Source organism: Seminibacterium arietis (assembly GCF_042675725.1).
Lineage (GTDB): Bacteria > Pseudomonadota > Gammaproteobacteria > Enterobacterales > Pasteurellaceae > Seminibacterium > Seminibacterium arietis.
On the sequence record NZ_JBHTJN010000027.1, the window covers coordinates 39,572 to 58,281 of the forward strand.

Below are 18,710 nucleotides of genomic sequence, written 5' to 3' on the forward strand. Positions count from 1 at the left end.
TTATTTTCACCGCACTTTTTTAGTGTACATTTGACTACAAAGAAATTTCTAATTTTTTATAAGCTCGTTCGGCTTTAGCAAGTGCTTTTTCTGTATCATCATCTCTTGCTAAAATAACGCCTAATCGTCGATGACCATTAACTTCTGCTTTGCCGAATAAACGAATAGACGTTTGTGGTTCTGCAAGAACTTGCTCAAGATTACCAAATTTAACTTGATTAGATTTCCCCTCTACTACAATCGCTTTTGAGGCTGAAGGACTAATAAAACCTATATCAGGAATTGGCAACCCTAAAATAGCTCTAGCATGCAATGCAAATTCAGACAACTCTTGTGAAATTAAAGTAACCATTCCTGTGTCATGTGGACGAGGTGAGACTTCATTGAAAATGACATCATCTCCATGAATGAACATTTCGACTCCGAAAACTCCATAGCCACCAAGTGCAGTAGTAATTTTTTCTGCGATTTTTTGGGCTTTTTCTAATGCTTGCGTGGACATAGACTGCGGTTGCCAAGATTCTTGATAGTCTCCATTTTTTTGATGATGCCCAATTGGAGGTAAAAAGGTTGTACCATTAATGTGACGTACTGTAAGCAGAGTAATTTCATAATCAAATTCAATAAACCCTTCTACAATTACACGTCCGCTACCTGCTCTGCCACCTTGTTGAGCGTGCTCCCAAACTTGCGTTAAGTCTGTTATTGATTTCAGAACACTTTGTCCGTGTCCAGACGAGGACATAATGGGTTTAACAACACAAGGAATACCGATTTTTTCTACCGCACTTTTGAACTGGTTAAAGTTATCGGCAAAACAAAATGGTGATGTGGGTAATTTTAATTCTTCTGCCGCTAAACATCTAATACCCTCTCTATTCATTGTAAGTTTAGTTGCTTTGGCAGTAGGAACAACATTAAAACCATCTCGTTCTAACTCAAGCAATGTGTCAGTGGAGATAGCTTCTACCTCAGGTACGATATAGTCTGGTTTTTCTTTCTCAATTAAATCCCTAAGAGCTTTCCCATCAAGCATCGATATGCAATAAGCACGATGAGCAACCTGATGTGCTGGTGCGTTTTCATAACGGTCAACTGCGATTACTTCTACGCCAAGACGTTGCAATTCAATTACGACTTCTTTGCCTAGCTCTCCACTGCCAAGCATCATTACTTTAGTTGCACTAGAAGTTAGAGCAGTTCCAATTGTTGTCATAAAATATTCCTATTTTTAGCTAATAAAACTCTCGTCTAATAAAAGTTCATCATTTTTATTAATACTGACTCCACGCTCAATAACGTTTTGAGCAATTTGATGAGCTTCAGTTAAAGAATGCTCAGTATAAGTTCCACATTGGTATTCATTTAATTCTGGGATGTCATGCTGCTCTTTTACATTTAAAATATTTTGCATTGAACTAAGCCAAGCTGTAGCGACTTGCTGTTCGTTTGGGCAACCAATCAATGACATGTAAAACCCAGTACGACATCCCATAGGTGAAATATCAATAATTTCTACATCATCTCTATTTAAGTGATCCCGCATAAAACCAGCAAAAAGGTGTTCTAAGGTATGAATACCTTTCGGAGATAAAATTTCTTTATTAGGAATGCAAAAACGTAAATCAAAAACAGTGATAGTATCGCCTTTAGGCGTTTGCATAATTTTGGCAATCCTTACAGCGGGAGCGGTCATTCTAGTATGATCTACTTTAAAGCTATCAAGTAATGGCATAATTCTCTCTCGAAATAAATTTAAATTTTTATGAACTTTTTAAATTGACTATAGTCTTACTATGTACAAGCAACCTGCAGTTGTTTAATCAAATTGGTTCCTTTGGTTATTTGCCCCAATATTTTTGGGGCTTTTTTTATCTATTATGATTGAGTTAATTGTTGATGTAAATTCTGAATTTCATAAACATGGCAACTATCTAAACTTTCTATACCTGAAGTAAGTGCTTCGGCTCCCGCGATGGTTGTTTGAATGAGAACTTTGTGTCGCAATGCACTACTACGAATCGAGTGACTATCTGCAACACTTTCTGCTAAATTGCTGACAGTATTAATCACTATTGCAATTTCACCATTTTTGATTGCATCAACAATGTGCGGTCTCCCTTCTCTTACTTTGTTGATCACTTGAGCAAACAGACCATGTTCACGTAGGAATCTTGCAGTTCCCATAGTGGCACATAGTCCATATCCTAGCTCTTGTAAACGTCGAGCTACATTTAGCAAGCGAGGTTTATCTTTATTATCAACAGACAAGAAAATTTTTCCTGTTTTAGGGATTTTTTCATTTGTTGCAAGTTGGGATTTTAAAAATGCTTCGGAAAATGTTTTTCCTATGCCCATTACCTCCCCAGTAGAACGCATTTCAGGTCCTAAAATAGTATCTACTCCAGAGAATTTAATGAATGGGAACACAGCCTCTTTTACTGAATAAAAGTGCGGTATAATTTCAGTCTGAATTCCTTGCTGTTTTAGACTAATTCCAGCCATAACACGAGCAGCAATTTTTGCTAAAGGACGACTAGTTGCTTTGCTTACAAATGGCACAGTACGGCTTGCACGTGGATTGACTTCAAGCACATAAATGACATTTTCTTGCACAGCAAATTGTACATTCATTAAACCAATAACATTTAGAGATTTTGCCATAGCGATAGTTTGACGGCGAATTTCATCTTGAATTTCTTGACTGAGAGAGTAAGGTGGGATTGAGCAAGCAGAGTCTCCACTATGAATACCAGCCTGTTCGATATGTTGCATGATGCCACCGATAATCACTTGTTCTCCATCGCAAATGCAATCAACGTCCACTTCAATAGCATTATTCAAAAAGTGGTCGAGTAGAATTGGAGTGTCTTCAGAAACTTGCACAGCCTCACGCATATACTTGTTAAGTTCATCAACATTATAAACAATTTGCATGGCTCTACCACCCAGCACATAAGAAGGACGTACTACTAATGGATATCCTACTTCTTTGGCTAATTGGATGGCTTCTATTGCATTACGTGCTATACGATTGTTAGGTTGCTTTAAATTAAGCTGTTGTAGAATTTTTTGGAAACGTTCACGGTCTTCGGCGGCATCAATACTGTCAGCAGAAGTACCTATAATGTTTACTCCATTCTCGTGTAAAGCATTTGCTAACTTTAATGGCGTTTGTCCACCATAATGTACAATTACGCCATAGGGTTTTTCTACATGAATAATTTCTAATACATCTTCTAAAGTAAGTGGTTCAAAATATAAACGATCTGAAGTATCAAAATCTGTAGAAACTGTTTCAGGGTTGCAGTTTACCATGATTGTTTCAAATCCACTTTCACGCAGTGCGAGAGCCGCATGAACACAGCAGTAATCAAATTCAATTCCTTGCCCAATTCGATTTGGACCACCACCTAAGATGATAATTTTTTTATTATTAGTTGGACAGCTTTCACATTCTTCTTCATAACTTGAATATAAATAATCTGTATTTGATTTAAATTCTCCAGCACAAGTATCAACACGTTTATAGACGGGATGGAGATTTAACTCATTTCTTCTATTTCTGACCGCACTTTCATTTGTTTTAGTTAATTGACTAATACGTTTATCGGAAAAACCTTTGCGTTTTAAACGTCGTAAATCATAAAAACTCAGTTCATCAAGAGAGCGTTTCTCTAATGCTAATTCTTCTTGTACTAAATCTTGAATTTGAACTAAGAACCAAGGGTCTATTTTGGAATAGTAATGCACTTCCTCTATGCTAAAACCCGCACCAAATGCATCGGCAACATATAAAATACGATTAGGTCCTGGGTTACCTAATTCAGTACGAATTTTTTCAGGTTCTTCCGATAGCAAATTAAAGCCACAAATACCCGTTTCTAATCCTCGCAATGCTTTTTGCAAACTTTCTTGGAAAGTCCGTCCCATTGCCATTACTTCACCCACTGATTTCATTTGTGTAGTTAAGCGATCGTCAGCTTGAGGAAATTTTTCAAACGTAAAACGAGGTACTTTAGTAACGACGTAATCAATAGAAGGTTCAAATGAGGCTGGGATTATTCCTCCTGTAATGTCATTATGTAACTCATTTAAAGTGTAGCCCACAGCTAATTTAGCTGCTACCTTAGCAATAGGGAATCCTGTAGCTTTTGACGCAAGAGCGGAAGAGCGACTGACTCGTGGATTCATCTCAATTACAATCATTTCTCCATTTTCAGGATTGATTGCAAACTGTACATTTGAGCCGCCAGTATCAACACCAATTTCACGTAAAACGGCTAGCGAAGCATTACGCATTATTTGATATTCTTTATCAGTCAACGTTTGAGCTGGAGCAACGGTAATAGAATCTCCAGTATGCACTCCCATTGGATCAAAGTTTTCAATAGAACAAACGATGATGCAGTTATCATTTTTGTCACGTACCACTTCCATTTCATATTCTTTCCAACCGAGAACTGATTGCTCAATTAATAATTCATGGGTTGGAGAAGCATCAAAACCACGTTCACAGATAGCATGAAACTCTTCACGGTTATAAGCGATACCACCACCAGAGCCTCCCATTGTAAAAGATGGACGAATGAGCGTTGGAAAGCCAACTTTAGCTTGTGCTACCCATGCCTCTTCAATACTATGACAAACAAAGGATTTTGGTGTATTTAATCCAATTTTAGCCATGGCTTGTTTAAAGCGTCCACGATCTTCTGCTTTATCAATAGCCTCTTCTGTTGCTCCAATTAATTCTACGCTATATTTTTTCAAGATTCCCTGTTTGGACAAATCCAAAGCACAATTAAGTGCAGTTTGGCCACCCATTGTAGGTAAAATTGCATCAGGTCTTTCTCTTTCGATAATTTTTTCTACTGCTTGCCAAGTAATTGGTTCAATATAAGTTACATCTGCCATTTCAGGATCAGTCATGATAGTTGCTGGATTAGAGTTTACTAACACTACTTTGTAACCTTCCTCTCGCAAGGCTTTGCACGCTTGAACACCAGAATAGTCGAATTCACACGCTTGCCCAATTACAATTGGACCAGCACCGATAATTAGAATTGTATTTATATCATTACGTTTTGGCATCTTACATTCTCTTAAATTTGTTTAAAATTACGCTACTTTAATCTATAGACTGCTTACTTTTACGCATTTCATTAATGAATTTATCGAATAAGTAAGCGATATCATTTGGTCCTGGGCTGGCTTCAGGATGCCCTTGGAAAGAAAATGCAGGACGATCAGTAAACTCTATACCTTGCACAGATCGATCAAATAAAGAGCGGTGAGTTATTCGAATATTTTGTGGTAAATTTTTTTCATCTATTTCAAAGCCATGATTTTGACTACTAATAAACACTTTTTCTGAGTCTAAATCTTGCACAGGGTGATTGGCACCATGGTGACCAAAAGGCATTTTTTTAGTTTTTGCTCCTGCAGCTAGCCCCAATAATTGATGACCTAAACAAATCCCAAAAATAGGTTTTTTATCTTCAAGCAAAGTGCGGATCGATTTAATTGCGTAATCACAAGGTTGGGGGTCGCCAGGTCCATTAGAAAGAAAAATACCATCGGGATTCAGTGCTTTGACTACATCAGCACTAGTTTTTGCAGGTACAACAGTTAGTCGGCAACCACGCTGAGCTAGCATTCGTAAAATATTTTGTTTTATTCCAAAATCATAAGCAACGACATGGAATTCAGGGTTTCGAATTTGTTCATAGCCTTTCCCTAATTGCCATTCTCCTTCTAGCCAAGCATAAATTTCTTTGTGAGTTACTTGTTGAGCTAAATCTTTACCAGTCATTGAGCCAAAATTTAATGCCAATTCAAGGGCTTTTTTTTCATCAATTTCGCCACACATTATACAACCTGCTAATGATCCTTTATCACGCAAGAGGCGAGTTAAGCGACGAGTGTCAATATCTGTAATTGCGACTATATTGTTAGATTTTAAATAATCACTCAAACTTTGATTAGACCGAAAATTACTGTGTAATAATGGCAAATCACGAATAATTAGCCCTGCCGCATAAACACCATCACTTTCGGCATCTTCGGGATTTGTACCAGTATTACCAACGTGAGGATAAGTTAAAGTGACAATTTGTTGAAAATAAGACGGATCAGTTAGAATCTCTTGATACCCTGTCATAGATGTGTTGAATACTACTTCACCAGTAGTGCAACCACTGACACCAATTGAAGTGCCGTGAAAAATGCTGCTGTCAGCTAATATTAAAATTGCTGGTTCAGACATAGATTACTCCTTAAAATGTAATTGGTTGAACACTTACAAATGTTCATTAACCACAATTTAACTATTGAGCTAAAAAAACTAACTCACATCAAATTGTGTCTGGACACTCCCATTATAATGAACTTAAAGTAATTATTCAAATCATCACAAAATGATTATTTATTCATATTTTTAGCATAAATAATCATTTTGTAAAGAAGATTTTCATTTATTTAGAAATAGATATTGGATTATCTTGATTGGAATAGGCGATTTTTATTTATATTTTTGTAAGTAAATATTTTTTAATTGTGAATTAAGATGGGTGTTATATAAATAAGGATTGTTAATTTTTAAACATATTAAAATTATAAAAAGCAGAGAAATGATAATAAAATATTAATTCAAGTTTAAATTTATTATTACTATAAAAATTATTTGATATGGATCACATTTTTAATAAATTTATCTTTACTTAATTTATATCTAGGAGTAAATTTTCAACCGTAGTCTATAAGACAACGATTGGAGTAGTTAATTATGTCTAGTGATAATATTCTTATAGAATGGAAGCTAGTAAAAAATATCCTCATGGAATTGAATCCTATAAAAGGTCGCTCATTGATGGCTCATATCCGTCGAACAAGACATATTATGATGCTTCGTTGTAGAGACTGCTTTTCCTATTCAACTTTTAATTCGTAATATCTTCAAGTATAAATAATTATCACAGTTTTTTACTGTGGTAGTTTGTCTTATTTAATTCTAATTTATTTAGTTTGTGATGTTATTTATTTTCTTTCTAAGAAAATAGGTTTTTCATATTTAAAATTTTAGAATTGTATTAATTTTAATAAGATAATTTTTGTTATTTTTAATGTGGCGATGATTTTATTATCTACGCTATAGGACGTGTCTTTTTAACTTATTTTTTATAGAAGGAGTTTATTATGTTAAACTTTAAAATTGCATGTAGTCCATTAGTGCAACAATATTTTCACACAACAAGAAAATTGGTTTTATTAAATAAAACTGATTTTACTGATGTGGCGGCTATTGTATTAAGTGTACCAGAAGTTGTGGAATATATTGAGCAAATTAATAACACTGAATTTAATATTCCTGTTTTTGTAGTATTAAAAGAAGGTGAAAAATTAGACCCTCAACATTATTCTCAAGTCTATCATATTCAAGATTTAAACGATTTTGATGTGAACTTATTAAGCAGACAAATTGAAACGGCAGCTCGTAGCTACGAAGAAAAAACGTTACCTCCATTTTTCAAAATGCTGAGTGAATACGTTGAGATGGGAAACTCTGCTTTTGATTGTCCAGGGCATCAAGGTGGTCAATATTTCCGTAAGCATCCAGCAGGTCGTTTCTTATATGATTTTTATGGAGAGAATATTTTCCGTTCAGATATTTGTAATGCGGATGTGAAATTAGGTGACTTGTTAATTCATGAAGGGGCTGCTTGTGATGGACAAAAACACGCTGCACAAGTTTTCAATGCAGATAAAACTTACTTTGTGTTAAATGGCACTTCTTCATCAAACAAAGTAGTTACTAATGCATTATTGGCTCCTGGTGACCTAGTTTTATTTGACCGTAATAACCATAAATCTATTCATCATGGTGCTTTAGTTCAAGCTGGAGCAACACCAATTTATTTAGAAACAGCTCGTAATCCTTTTGGTTTTATCGGTGGTATTGATAGTCATTGTTTCGATGAAAACTACTTGAAAAGTTTAATTAAAGAAGTTGCTCCTGAGAAGTTAAATGTTGAACGTCCTTTCCGTTTAGCTGTAATTCAATTGGGTACATATGACGGAACGATTTATAATGCTCGTCAAGTTGTTGATAAGATTGGTCATCTTTGTGATTACATTTTATTCGATTCTGCTTGGGTTGGTTATGAACAATTTATTCCAATGATGCGAGACTGTTCACCATTGTTGTTAGAGTTAAATGAAAATGACCCAGGAATTATTGTGACTCAATCTGTACATAAACAACAAGCAGGTTTTTCACAAACTTCTCAAATCCATAAAAAAGATAAACACATTAAAGGTCAGGCAAGATATTGTAATCATAAACGCTTTAATAATGCCTTTATGCTACATGCATCAACTAGTCCATTTTATCCAATGTTCGCTACACTTGATGTGAATGCTAAAATTCAAGGTAGTGCCGCAGGACGCCGTTTATGGCATGATTGTGTGAAAGTTGGGGTTGAAGCTAGAAAATTAGTTTTAAATTCCTGTGAACTAATTAAACCGTTTATTCCACCTTATGTAAAAGGTAAAAAATGGCAAGAATATGATACAGAAGAAATCGCTAATAATTTAGAGTTCTTTAAATTCCATGCAAGTGATAAATGGCATAAATTTGATGGTTATGTTGATAATCAGTACTTTGTTGATCCTTGTAAGTTTATGTTGACTACGCCAGGTATTAATTTGGAAACAGGTGAATATGAAGACTTTGGTGTTCCAGCAACTATTCTCGCTAACTATTTACGTGAGAATGGAATAATTCCAGAAAAATGTGATTTGAATTCTATATTGTTCTTGTTAACTCCTGCTGAAACATTAACGAAAATGCAAACTCTAGTTGCTCAAATTGCATTATTTGAACAGCATATAAAACAAAATTCGCTACTCAAAGATGTATTGCCTACAGTCTATCAAAATAATATAGATCGTTATCGTGGTTATCGTATTCGCCAATTGTGTCAAGAAATGCATGATCTTTATGTCAGTCGTAATGTCAAAAAATTACAGGGAGATTTATTCCGTAAAGCCACATTACCTGAATACGCAATGAATCCACATGACGCAAATATTGAATTGATCCGTAATAACGTAGAGCTTGTGCCTTTGACAGAAATTTTAGGCAGAGTAGCAGCAGAAGGTGCGTTACCGTATCCACCAGGTGTGTTATGTGTAGTACCAGGTGAGAAATGGAGTGTCACTGCTCAACAATACTTCCTTGCGTTAGAAGAAGGAATTAACTTATTGCCTGGGTTTGCACCAGAAATTCAAGGGGTTTATTTACAAAAAGATCCTGATGGTCGAACCCGTGCTTACGGTTATGTATTAACAGAGTATTAGGCGTGAATTGGCTTAAGAGTCATGTTTCTATCAATAATATAAAAAAGTGCGGTTGATTTATACCGCACTTGTGAGGTAATGAAAATGAGTGCAAATAAAACAAATAAAATAGGTGTACTTCAACTCACCATTTTAACTATGGTTAATATGATGGGATCTGGAATCATTATGCTGCCAACTAAATTGGCGGAGATCGGAACCATTTCAATTATTTCTTGGTTAGTTACAGCAGGTGGTTCTACCGCTCTAGCTTATGCTTTCGCTCAATGCGGTATGTTTAGTAAAAAATCAGGAGGTATGGGAGGATATGCAGAATATTCCTTTGGTAAAGCAGGGAACTTCATGGCAAATTATACTTATGGTGTGTCATTAGTAATAGCTAATACGGCAATTGCGATTTCTGCAGTAGGGTATGGCTCTGAGTTGCTAGGTGTAGTTTTATCTCCAGTATCGATTGCATTATGGACAATCTTTACTTTATGGCTTGCTACGGTATTAAATTTTGGTGGGGCAAGAATTACGGGAAATATTAGTTCATTTACTATTTGGGGCGTGATCATTCCAGTAGTTGGTATATGTCTTATTGGTTGGAAATGGTTTGATGGCGATATGTATGTAAGTTCATGGAACCCACATAATGTGCCAACATTTGAAGCTATTGGTGTGTCTATTTCAATGACTTTGTGGTCATTTTTAGGGCTGGAATCTGCTTGTGCTAATACTGACGTAGTAGAAAATCCAGAGAAAAATGTTCCTATTGCTGTTCTAGGCGGTACGTTAGGTGCAGCAGTAATTTATATTGTATCTACAAATGTTATTGCAGGTATTGTTCCTAATATGGATTTAGCTAATTCAACAGCTCCTTTTGGTTTAGCTTTTGCTCATATGTTTAATGAAACAACAGGTAAAGTAGTGATGGGATTGATGGTATTATCTTGTTTTGGTTCATTATTAGGTTGGCAGTTTACCATTGCTCAGGTTTTCCGTTCTTCTGCTCAAGAAGGCTATTTCCCTGCATTCTTCAAGAAAGTTACAAGTAAAGAAGCTCCTATCGTTGGTATGGTAACAATTACAGCAATTCAAACGCTATTATCTTTAATGACAATTAGTCCATCATTAAATAAACAATTTAATGTTTTGGTTGATTTAGCTGTTGTTACTAATATTATTCCTTATTTGCTTTCAATGGCAGCGTTAGCCGTGTTACAAAAAATGGAAAATGTACCATACAATAAAGCGAAAGTAACAACTGTTGTCGCATTTGTCGGATCTGTTTACTGTATTTATGCATTATATGCAGCAGGGGAACAAGCGATGACTTACGGTGCAATAGCTACCTTTATTGGTTGGACATTATATGGTTTTGTTTCAGATCGATTTGATCTTAAAAATAAAAAAGCTTAATCGACCATTACCTTAAATATGCTGCCACTTTTTAGTGGCAGTTTTCTTTTTTATTACTATATTGATTATATTTTTTCTAAACTAATTAGTTAGCTAAGGGATAAGGCATAGATGTTTACAATGAAAGGTGTTTGTTTGCTGTAAGAAATGAAACTGAAATAAGTCATAAATAGTTTATGATGATACTGTAAAACTTGAGTAAAAATCACCGCACTTTTAGTTTTAGCAAAAATAGAGTATAGAATGCAAAATCTGAACTTTTTCACAAAGTACAGTGTAATTGAAAGATATGTTATGCTTATAGCTAGTTTTTGATATATAAATTTTAAAACAAATTAAGGGGAATAAATTGGATTGTAGTAATTTTTCATCATACGATGGATTGATTTTTGATATGGATGGCACAGTAATTGACACAATGCCTTGTCACAGAAAAGCATGGGATAGAGTAGGGGAAGCAATGGGGTATTCCCTTAATGGAGACATTATGTATAAACTCGGAGGTGCTACTGTTCGGACTATTGCATTGGAAATGATGAAAGAATGTAGTATGCCTTTAGAATTATTGGATCAAGTACTACGTTTAAAAAGAAAATTGGGTCTAGAGATCATTATGGAACAAGCTACTCTTTTACCTGCAGCAGAAGTGCTTAAATCTTTTTCTGGTAAAAAGCCAATAGCATTAGGGACAGGCTCTCATCGTGATATTACTTTAAAATTATTAGAAAAATTTAATTTAAATTCCTACCTCAATGCTGTAGTCACCGCTGAAGATGTTATAAATCACAAACCTGAACCTGATACATTCTTACGATGTGCGGAATTAATAGGAGTAAATCCTAAAAATTGCCTTGTGTTTGAAGATGCAGATCTTGGCGTACAAGCAGGACTTGCAGCAGGTATGCAAGTTTTTGATGTGCGTATTAAGCAATTTGTCCGATAATCATTTACTAAAATTAGTTTATCGTATTCAACGTGAATTCATCAAAGAGACTTGTTGCACAAAATTTGCCTTTTAATATCAGGTTGAGTAGAATTAGCACTCCGCAAACGTTTAACTAAGTATTATATGAGGGGTTTACTATGCCGTTGAATTTACGCAATCGCCATTTTTTACGCTTAATGGATTTTACTGCAAAAGAAATAACTTATTTAATTCAGCTTGCTGCTGAATTAAAAAAGGCAAAATATTGTGGTACTGAACAACCAAGATTAAAAGGTAAAAATATTGCATTGATTTTTGAAAAAACCTCTACTCGTACTCGATGTTCCTTTGAAGTAGCAGCTTATGATCAAGGTGCTAATGTAACTTATATAGGTCCTTCAGGCTCTCAAATTGGGCATAAAGAATCAATGAAAGATACGGCAAGAGTTTTGGGGCGTATGTATGACGGTATTCAATATCGTGGTTATGGACAACATTTAGTGGAAACCTTAGCACAGTATTCAGGTGTACCTGTATGGAATGGATTAACAGATGAATTTCACCCAACGCAAATTCTAGCTGATTTTTTAACTATGTTAGAACATTGTGATAAACCACTAAATCAGATCAAAATGGCGTACTTAGGAGATGCTCGTAACAATATGGGTAACTCTTTTGTAGAAGGTGCGGCTTTAATGGGACTTGACTTGCGTTTAGTTGGACCTAAAGCGTTTTTTCCTGAACAAAAGTTATTGGATGAAGTTGCTGAAGTTGCTAAAAAGAGCGGTGCTAAAATTACTTGTACCGAAAATGTTACTGAAGGTGTGAAAGATGTGGATTTTATTTATACGGATATTTGGGTATCTATGGGTGAGCCAGAATCGGCATGGGAACAGCGGATTGAATTAATGAAACCATATCAAGTTAATACTGAATTATTGGCATTAACAAGTAATCCAAATGTTAAATTTATGCACTGCTTACCAGCATTCCATGATGAAAATACTACTGTCGGTAAGGAAATGGCAAGAAAATACGGTATGAATGGATTAGAAGTAACAGATGAAGTTTTTGAATCTGAGGCTTCAATTGTGTTTGATGAAGCAGAGAATCGCATGCATACGATCAAAGCTGTTATGGTAGCTACTTTAGGTGATTAACTAAATTTTTGATTTTATAACCGCACTTTTTACATTAAGTGCGGTTAATTTTATTTTAAGCATTTAGAATTTTTTTAATTTCCGTCATGCTTAAGTGAAATTCATGTGGGCAAGATCGCCATTCTTTTAACATTTTGAGATATTTATCCCACATAGGGACCTGTGAATCACATCCATGTTCACACTGCATAAATTCAGTATATTTCCCCTCAACTGTGGTGATAAAACGCAAGTAATTTAGATATTTTTTTTCACGAATTGCACAATAGCCTGAAAATTGTAAACGGTGTGGCGTGACAGTGGATTTATCTTCTAGTTTTTGATACGAAACTTGCAAAGCACGATACATTTCTAAAGTATCTAAAATAGTGCGACATTCTTGTTCTGATAAATTTGAGTATTCTTTATCAAGTTCATTTAATTCCAAGCTAAATCCCCCTCTTACAATAGCTTCAAGACGTTGGTATTTAGGGGCATTTTTAGAATCTAATAAACTCATTAATTTGTACTGATTCACTAAAATTAATCGCTGAGTAGCAGTCATTTCCATGTTTTTTGTCCTTTTTAATCAATTTCGTTTAAAATATCTTGTGAAAGTGTGGGTGCTGGAGCTTGTAATTTGCCGTTGTTAATTCGGTAATTTAAATTTTGAAAATAGCTCTCACGGAAAGTGACATAAGGATCTTGAGCTTGATGCAATAAAGCTTCTTTATCTAATACACTTGCACGGCGGTCAACGCTTTGTACTGCCCATTTTAAAATCGACCAAGGTCCTAATAAAGAATAAACTGGATAGGCATTGTCTACTAAATTACCAAGATCTTGGCGTGGTGTAGCTGCACCGTAAAACGGTAACATAATGTAGCTACCAGTCTCTATTCCATAGTAGCCAAGCGTATCACCAAAGCGTCGGTAATTTTCTACAGAAAGAGAAGGGCTATAACTTGCCCAATCAATTAAGCCACCTAGTCCAAAAATGCTATTAATCCAAAATCGATTAAAGTGCACCATAGCTTGTTGGAAATTGCCTTGAACGAGACGATTAACAAAACTAGCAGGTTCATCAAGGTTATTTGCTACGTTAGTCAAGCCCGTTTTAATTGGTTTTGGTACATAGTTCTTCCATCCCTTAGCCACGGGTTTTAATACATAAGGATCAGCAATCTCATAGTTAAAGTGCCACATAGCACGATTAAATCCCTCTAACGGATCTTTACGTTCACCTGTTTTAGGATCAACAGTGGCACAGCCTGTTAAAATAATACTACTGAGTAGAAGTGCGGTAAATTTTGTTGTTTTTTTCATATCGTTCTCTTTTACACCAAATTTCAATTATTTTAAAGGAGTTGTAATTTGATCACAAAAGAAAATGATATTTTTTTATAAAAAAATTAATTAATTTAATGTGAATTAGTGGAATGGCGCACCCGAAAGGATTCGAACCTTTGACCGCTCGGTTCGTAGCCGAGTACTCTATCCAGCTGAGCTACGGGTGCGCTTTTGAAATTTTAACAAACTTTTTTATTCACTCACTATTTTAGTGTAGAGTTCAATAAAATGGCGCACCCGAAAGGATTCGAACCTTTGACCGCCCGGTTCGTAGCCGGGTACTCTATCCAGCTGAGCTACGGGTGCTGTGAGTAAATGGCGGTGAGAGAGGGATTCGAACCCTCGATGGAGTTTTTGACCCCATACTCCCTTAGCAGGGGAGCGCCTTCAGCCGACTCGGCCATCTCACCATAATTGGTTTGTGGGCGGTATGATACGAATTGCCCCATCATAAGTCAATTTATTTTTTTAAATAACACTGAAATCATTTATCAATTGAATGATTTATCTACAAAAATGCAATAAAATTTAACCTCTATTGAGTATAGCTCTCAAATTGGCAATGTGATCTTGAGTTATTTTTTGTTGTTGTTCTTTTGTTATTGGAAGAATATCTTTTTCCCATTGAATATCATCGGCAGGTAGTTCTTGTAAAAAACGACTTGGTTCTGGTTTGAAAATTTCACCGAATTGTCGCCGCTCTTTGCATAAAGAAAATGTTAAACTCTGTTGGGCACGAGTGATTCCTACGTAAGCCAATCTTCTTTCTTCTTCTACATTATCTTCATCAATGCTAGTTTGGTGGGGTAATATATTCTCTTCCATTCCCACTAAAAATACGTGAGGGAATTCTAATCCTTTAGAAGCATGTAATGTCATCAATTGTACTTGATCATTGTCATCATCATTTTCGGCACGCTCTAACATATCTCGTAATGTTAATTGCGTTACGACTTGATTTAAACTCATTGGTTCGTTTAGTTCGTTGCCTTTTAGCATTTCACTTACCCATTGAAATAAAGTTGCTACATTTTTGCTTTGCATTTCAGCAACTTTAGGAGTGTTAGCATGTTCATATAAATATTCTTCATAGTATAATTGTGCTAACATTCGTCTTACTGCATTTTCAGCTTTACTATGTAATAATTCTCTATTCAATTCTTCAATCCAATGAGCAAATTTTTGTAATGAATTATAAGACTTAGGATTAACTCTATGAATTAAGTCAAAGTCAAAAATAGCTTCAAATAAACTAATTTGTTTTTCTTTAGCGAGAGTACCCAACTTCTCTAGTGTCACAGGACCAATTTCTCGTTTAGGTATATTGATAATACGTAGCAATGCAGAGTCATCATTTTGATTAACTAGCAATCTTAAATATGCCATCATATCTTTAATTTCTATTCGAGAAAAAAACGATGTTCCCCCTGAAATTTTATAAGGAATGCGATTTTGCATTAATACTTTTTCAAATAAGCGAGATTGGTGGTTATTTCGATATAAAATTGCATAGTCACGATATTTAGTTTTTTTTATAAAACGATGAGCAATTAATTCTCCAACTACTTTTTCGGCCTCATCTTCTTCATTCTTTGCTTCAATAATTTGTAATTTCTCTCCTTCATTTAAAGTAGAAAATAGACTCTTCTCAAATACGTGTTCATTATTAGCGATTAAGATATTTGCACAATGTAAGATGCGTTGAGTTGAACGATAATTTTGCTCTAGCTTAATTAATTGTAGCTGGGGAAAATCATTTTTCAACCTTATCATATTTTGTGGTTTTGCTCCTCTCCAAGAATAAATAGATTGATCATCATCACCTACTACAGTAAAACATGCTCTTTTACCAACTAATAATTTAATCAATTCATATTGACTAGTATTGGTATCTTGATATTCGTCCACTAGTAAGTAACGAATTTTTTCTTGCCATTTTAATTGTACTTCAGCATTTTGTTTCAACAGTAACGTTGGAAGCATAATAAGATCATCAAAATCTAAAGCATTATAAGCACGAATCTGATTAGCGTAGCGTTCATAGCATGTTGCAAAGAGTTGGCTTTTATTATCTTTTGCTAATATTAATGCCTTTGACGGCATTACTAAATCACTTTTCCAGTTCGAAATTTTTGAGATTAATTCTCGTAAAACTTCCTTATCTTCTTTCAATAAATCGGAAGTTAATTCTTTTAATAGAGAAAATTGATCATGATCGTCAAGCAAAGTTATATTTTCTTTGAACCCCAGTTTTTTATATTCATGCTTGATAATATTGAATCCTAAAGTGTGAAAAGTTGAAATTGTTAAACCTCGACTTTTTTCTTTTCCAATGGAATGAGATACTCTTTCGATCATTTCACGCGCTGCTTTATTGGTGAACGTAACTGCAGCAATTTGTTTTGGTGAATAACCGCACTTTTCGATCAAATATGCAATTTTATTGATAATTACCCTTGTTTTACCTGACCCAGCTCCAGCTAGAACTAAGCATGGACCTTTGACATTTTTTACCGCTTGTAATTGTTGGGTATTTAATTTCATTCTTAATGATCCTTGTTTTTTGAGTGCGGTCAATATTTGTTGCATTTTTACAACTATTAGACAGAATATTGATTCTTTGATCGTGATAATAAAGTCTCACAATATGATAACGCTACCACTAGATAAAATGGAATTAAGTAAATCATCATTTTTTAATAATCCCCGAAGAAACAGGGACTATTAATCTTAAAAGTGCGGTTGTATTTTTATTTTCTTAGAACTACTAATTCAACAGCATGATCTGAACCTTTTTTTAAAATTAGGTTTGCTCGCTCGCGGGTAGGTAAAATATTTTGTCTTAAATTTAATCCATTGATATTATCCCAAATCTTACTAGCGACCTCGATAGCCTCTTTTTCTGATAAGGAAGCATAATGATTAAAATAGGAATGTGGATCAGTAAATGCACTTAGACGAAATTTTAAAAATCGATGGATATACCATTGTTTTAATAAAGTTTCTTCCGCATCAACGAAAATAGAAAAATCAACAAAATCAGAGACAAAAACTTGATGATCTTTGCTTGTTTGCAATACATTTAGTCCTTCTAAAATTAAAATGTCAGGTTGGTCAACAATATCAAACTGCTCAGGAACAATATCATAAGTTAAATGGGAATAAACAGGGGCTTTTACTTTTGGACGACCAGATTTCACATCAGCTAAAAAACGAATCAGTTTAGGCGTATTGTAAGAAACTGGAAAACCTTTTTTATCTAATATATTGTCTTTTTTGAGCTTTTCCAACGTATGTAAAAAACCATCTGTAGTAATTAAATCAACTTTGCGACTAGTCGGCCAGTTAGAAAGCAAGGATTGTAGAATCCGTGCAGAAGTACTTTTTCCTGCAGCAACACTGCCAGCAATACTTATAATATAAGGAACTTTTGCATTGCATCCCCCCAAAAAACGATTAAGTGCAGTTTGCCGTCGCAAATTTTCTTCAATATAGCAATGAATTAATCGAGTAAGTGGTAAATAAATCGTTCTTACTTCATCTAAAGACAATTCTTCATTAAATCCTAATAATGGTTTCAGATCCTGTTCAGTTAGCTTTAATGGAATAGATTTACGCAACGAGGCCCATTGATCTCGATTAAAACTCAAAAATGGAGTAATGTGATCAGAAAAAAAATTAGTATTTGAAAGTTCCACAGTAAATCCTTCGCTATTTATAGATAATGAGCAGCAATATACATGATAAATCACAATTTGATTAGTAAATTTGCATATATTTTGACACTTATTTTAAAATGTTGTTTCTTTTTGCTTGATAAATAGACGAATGAAAAGAAAAAATGTTTTTTTTCAAAAAAAAACTTGTCACCGATAAAAAATTCCATATAATACACCTCACTTGTTTACGACGGGCCGACTTAGCTCAGTAGGTAGAGCAACTGACTTGTAATCAGTAGGTCACCAGTTCGATTCCGGTAGTCGGCACCATACAGTATTCGTAGTCAAGATATTCATTTAGTACGGAGGGATTCCCGAGCGGCCAAAGGGAGCAGACTGTAAATCTGCCGGCTCAGCCTTCGAAGGTTCGAATCCTTCTCCCTCCACCATTATTTAATGAATTCTGATGGGACAGATGAATTTAGGACTGCGGGCATCGTATAATGGCTATTACCTCAGCCTTCCAAGCTGATGATGCGGGTTCGATTCCCGCTGCCCGCTCCAAGCGCTGATGTAGCTCAGTTGGTAGAGCGCACCCTTGGTAAGGGTGAGGTCGGCGGTTCAAATCCGCCTATCAGCACCAGCCTAGTTTTTATCCCATCTTTTAATTTTAACTATCGAATTTCAATTTTTGGTTAATGTGGTATATTGAGCCATCGATAACCGTGTATTCTTAGAGGGACTTTCAATGTCTAAAGAAAAATTTGAACGTACAAAACCGCACGTAAACGTGGGTACAATCGGCCACGTTGACCATGGTAAAACAACTTTAACAGCTGCGATTACGACAGTGTTATCTAAGCACTATGGTGGAGC

Annotated in this window: 14 protein-coding genes and 7 tRNA genes; 10 read left to right on the forward strand and 11 right to left on the reverse strand. The window is 35.1% G+C overall.

The window, feature by feature from the left end:
• Positions 1-34 precede the first annotated feature (34 nt).
• From purT to carA, 4 genes are all read right to left on the reverse strand, one after another.
• Positions 35-1,216, reverse strand: a complete 1,182-nt coding sequence (gene purT, locus ACFQ02_RS08850) for a formate-dependent phosphoribosylglycinamide formyltransferase (RefSeq protein ID WP_380821956.1) — start codon at positions 1,214-1,216, stop codon at positions 35-37.
• Between the two features lie 15 nt (positions 1,217-1,231).
• Positions 1,232-1,735: an S-ribosylhomocysteine lyase gene (gene luxS / locus ACFQ02_RS08855; protein WP_380821960.1), complete on the reverse strand. Its 504-nt coding sequence runs from the start codon at positions 1,733-1,735 to the stop codon at positions 1,232-1,234.
• A 143-nt stretch (positions 1,736-1,878) separates the two neighbouring features.
• Positions 1,879-5,091, reverse strand: a complete 3,213-nt coding sequence (carB, locus tag ACFQ02_RS08860; protein ID WP_380821964.1) for a carbamoyl-phosphate synthase large subunit — start codon at positions 5,089-5,091, stop codon at positions 1,879-1,881.
• Positions 5,092-5,128: 37 nt separating this feature from the next.
• Positions 5,129-6,265 carry a glutamine-hydrolyzing carbamoyl-phosphate synthase small subunit gene (gene carA / locus ACFQ02_RS08865; RefSeq protein ID WP_380821966.1) on the reverse strand — a complete coding sequence of 379 codons (1,137 nt, stop codon included), beginning with the start codon at positions 6,263-6,265 and terminating at the stop codon, positions 5,129-5,131.
• A gap of 570 nt (positions 6,266-6,835) precedes the next feature.
• Here carA and speFL point away from each other — a divergent pair.
• From speFL to argF, 5 genes are all read left to right on the forward strand, one after another.
• Entirely contained in the window at positions 6,836-6,949 is a 114-nt protein-coding gene (gene speFL / locus ACFQ02_RS08870; RefSeq protein ID WP_380821992.1) for a leader peptide SpeFL, read from the forward strand.
• Positions 6,950-7,194: 245 nt separating this feature from the next.
• Positions 7,195-9,357: an ornithine decarboxylase SpeF gene (gene speF, locus ACFQ02_RS08875; protein ID WP_380821969.1), complete on the forward strand. Its 2,163-nt coding sequence runs from the start codon at positions 7,195-7,197 to the stop codon at positions 9,355-9,357.
• 84 nt (positions 9,358-9,441) lie between these two features.
• Positions 9,442-10,761, forward strand: a complete 1,320-nt coding sequence (gene potE, locus ACFQ02_RS08880) for a putrescine-ornithine antiporter (protein WP_380821972.1) — start codon at positions 9,442-9,444, stop codon at positions 10,759-10,761.
• A gap of 349 nt (positions 10,762-11,110) precedes the next feature.
• The gene (locus ACFQ02_RS08885) at positions 11,111-11,704 is read left to right on the forward strand and encodes a beta-phosphoglucomutase family hydrolase (RefSeq protein WP_380821975.1); all 594 of its coding nucleotides are present in this window, start codon (positions 11,111-11,113) and stop codon (positions 11,702-11,704) included.
• Positions 11,705-11,844: 140 nt separating this feature from the next.
• Positions 11,845-12,846 carry an ornithine carbamoyltransferase gene (gene argF, locus ACFQ02_RS08890; RefSeq protein WP_380821978.1) on the forward strand — a complete coding sequence of 334 codons (1,002 nt, stop codon included), beginning with the start codon at positions 11,845-11,847 and terminating at the stop codon, positions 12,844-12,846.
• 55 nt (positions 12,847-12,901) lie between these two features.
• Here the strand turns inward: argF and ACFQ02_RS08895 are convergent, their stop codons facing one another.
• The 7 genes from ACFQ02_RS08895 to coaA form a co-directional block, all read right to left on the reverse strand.
• A complete protein-coding gene (locus ACFQ02_RS08895; RefSeq protein ID WP_380821981.1) occupies positions 12,902-13,396 on the reverse strand; it encodes a YfbU family protein in 495 nt (164 codons plus the stop codon).
• A gap of 14 nt (positions 13,397-13,410) precedes the next feature.
• On the reverse strand, positions 13,411-14,151 hold the full coding sequence (locus tag ACFQ02_RS08900; RefSeq protein ID WP_380821983.1) for an MlaA family lipoprotein: 741 nt from the start codon (positions 14,149-14,151) through the stop codon (positions 13,411-13,413).
• A 114-nt stretch (positions 14,152-14,265) separates the two neighbouring features.
• Positions 14,266-14,342, reverse strand: a tRNA-Arg gene (locus ACFQ02_RS08905).
• A gap of 62 nt (positions 14,343-14,404) precedes the next feature.
• Positions 14,405-14,481: transfer RNA gene (locus tag ACFQ02_RS08910), tRNA-Arg, on the reverse strand.
• A 10-nt stretch (positions 14,482-14,491) separates the two neighbouring features.
• Positions 14,492-14,585: transfer RNA gene (locus ACFQ02_RS08915), tRNA-Ser, on the reverse strand.
• Positions 14,586-14,703: 118 nt separating this feature from the next.
• The gene (gene rep, locus ACFQ02_RS08920; protein ID WP_380821986.1) at positions 14,704-16,719 is read right to left on the reverse strand and encodes a DNA helicase Rep; all 2,016 of its coding nucleotides are present in this window, start codon (positions 16,717-16,719) and stop codon (positions 14,704-14,706) included.
• A gap of 206 nt (positions 16,720-16,925) precedes the next feature.
• On the reverse strand, positions 16,926-17,873 hold the full coding sequence (gene coaA / locus ACFQ02_RS08925) for a type I pantothenate kinase (protein WP_380821989.1): 948 nt from the start codon (positions 17,871-17,873) through the stop codon (positions 16,926-16,928).
• Between the two features lie 215 nt (positions 17,874-18,088).
• On the opposite strand from coaA, the gene ACFQ02_RS08930 reads away from it, so the two are divergent.
• The 5 genes from ACFQ02_RS08930 to ACFQ02_RS08950 all read left to right on the forward strand — a co-directional run.
• Positions 18,089-18,164: transfer RNA gene (locus ACFQ02_RS08930), tRNA-Thr, on the forward strand.
• Positions 18,165-18,198: 34 nt separating this feature from the next.
• Positions 18,199-18,283 (forward strand) — tRNA-Tyr (locus ACFQ02_RS08935).
• A 40-nt stretch (positions 18,284-18,323) separates the two neighbouring features.
• Positions 18,324-18,398 (forward strand) — tRNA-Gly (locus tag ACFQ02_RS08940).
• 3 nt (positions 18,399-18,401) lie between these two features.
• Positions 18,402-18,477, forward strand: a tRNA-Thr gene (locus ACFQ02_RS08945).
• Between the two features lie 105 nt (positions 18,478-18,582).
• Positions 18,583-18,710 (forward strand): GTP-binding protein (locus tag ACFQ02_RS08950; protein WP_380821743.1); only part of this gene is annotated, 128 nt, incomplete at its 3' end.

What these genes read in the sequence shown, in the direction of transcription:
- purT (WP_380821956.1), bottom strand. Translation starts at nt 1,216, where the DNA reads ATGACAACAATTGGAACTGCTCTAACTTCTAGTGCAACTAAAGTAATG.
- luxS (WP_380821960.1), bottom strand. Translation starts at nt 1,735, where the DNA reads ATGCCATTACTTGATAGCTTTAAAGTAGATCATACTAGAATGACCGCT.
- carB (WP_380821964.1), bottom strand. Translation starts at nt 5,091, where the DNA reads ATGCCAAAACGTAATGATATAAATACAATTCTAATTATCGGTGCTGGT.
- carA (WP_380821966.1), bottom strand. Translation starts at nt 6,265, where the DNA reads ATGTCTGAACCAGCAATTTTAATATTAGCTGACAGCAGCATTTTTCAC.
- speFL (WP_380821992.1), top strand. Translation starts at nt 6,836, where the DNA reads ATGGAATTGAATCCTATAAAAGGTCGCTCATTGATGGCTCATATCCGT.
- speF (WP_380821969.1), top strand. Translation starts at nt 7,195, where the DNA reads ATGTTAAACTTTAAAATTGCATGTAGTCCATTAGTGCAACAATATTTT.
- potE (WP_380821972.1), top strand. Translation starts at nt 9,442, where the DNA reads ATGAGTGCAAATAAAACAAATAAAATAGGTGTACTTCAACTCACCATT.
- argF (WP_380821978.1), top strand. Translation starts at nt 11,845, where the DNA reads ATGCCGTTGAATTTACGCAATCGCCATTTTTTACGCTTAATGGATTTT.
- ACFQ02_RS08895 (WP_380821981.1), bottom strand. Translation starts at nt 13,396, where the DNA reads ATGGAAATGACTGCTACTCAGCGATTAATTTTAGTGAATCAGTACAAA.
- ACFQ02_RS08900 (WP_380821983.1), bottom strand. Translation starts at nt 14,151, where the DNA reads ATGAAAAAAACAACAAAATTTACCGCACTTCTACTCAGTAGTATTATT.
- rep (WP_380821986.1), bottom strand. Translation starts at nt 16,719, where the DNA reads ATGAAATTAAATACCCAACAATTACAAGCGGTAAAAAATGTCAAAGGT.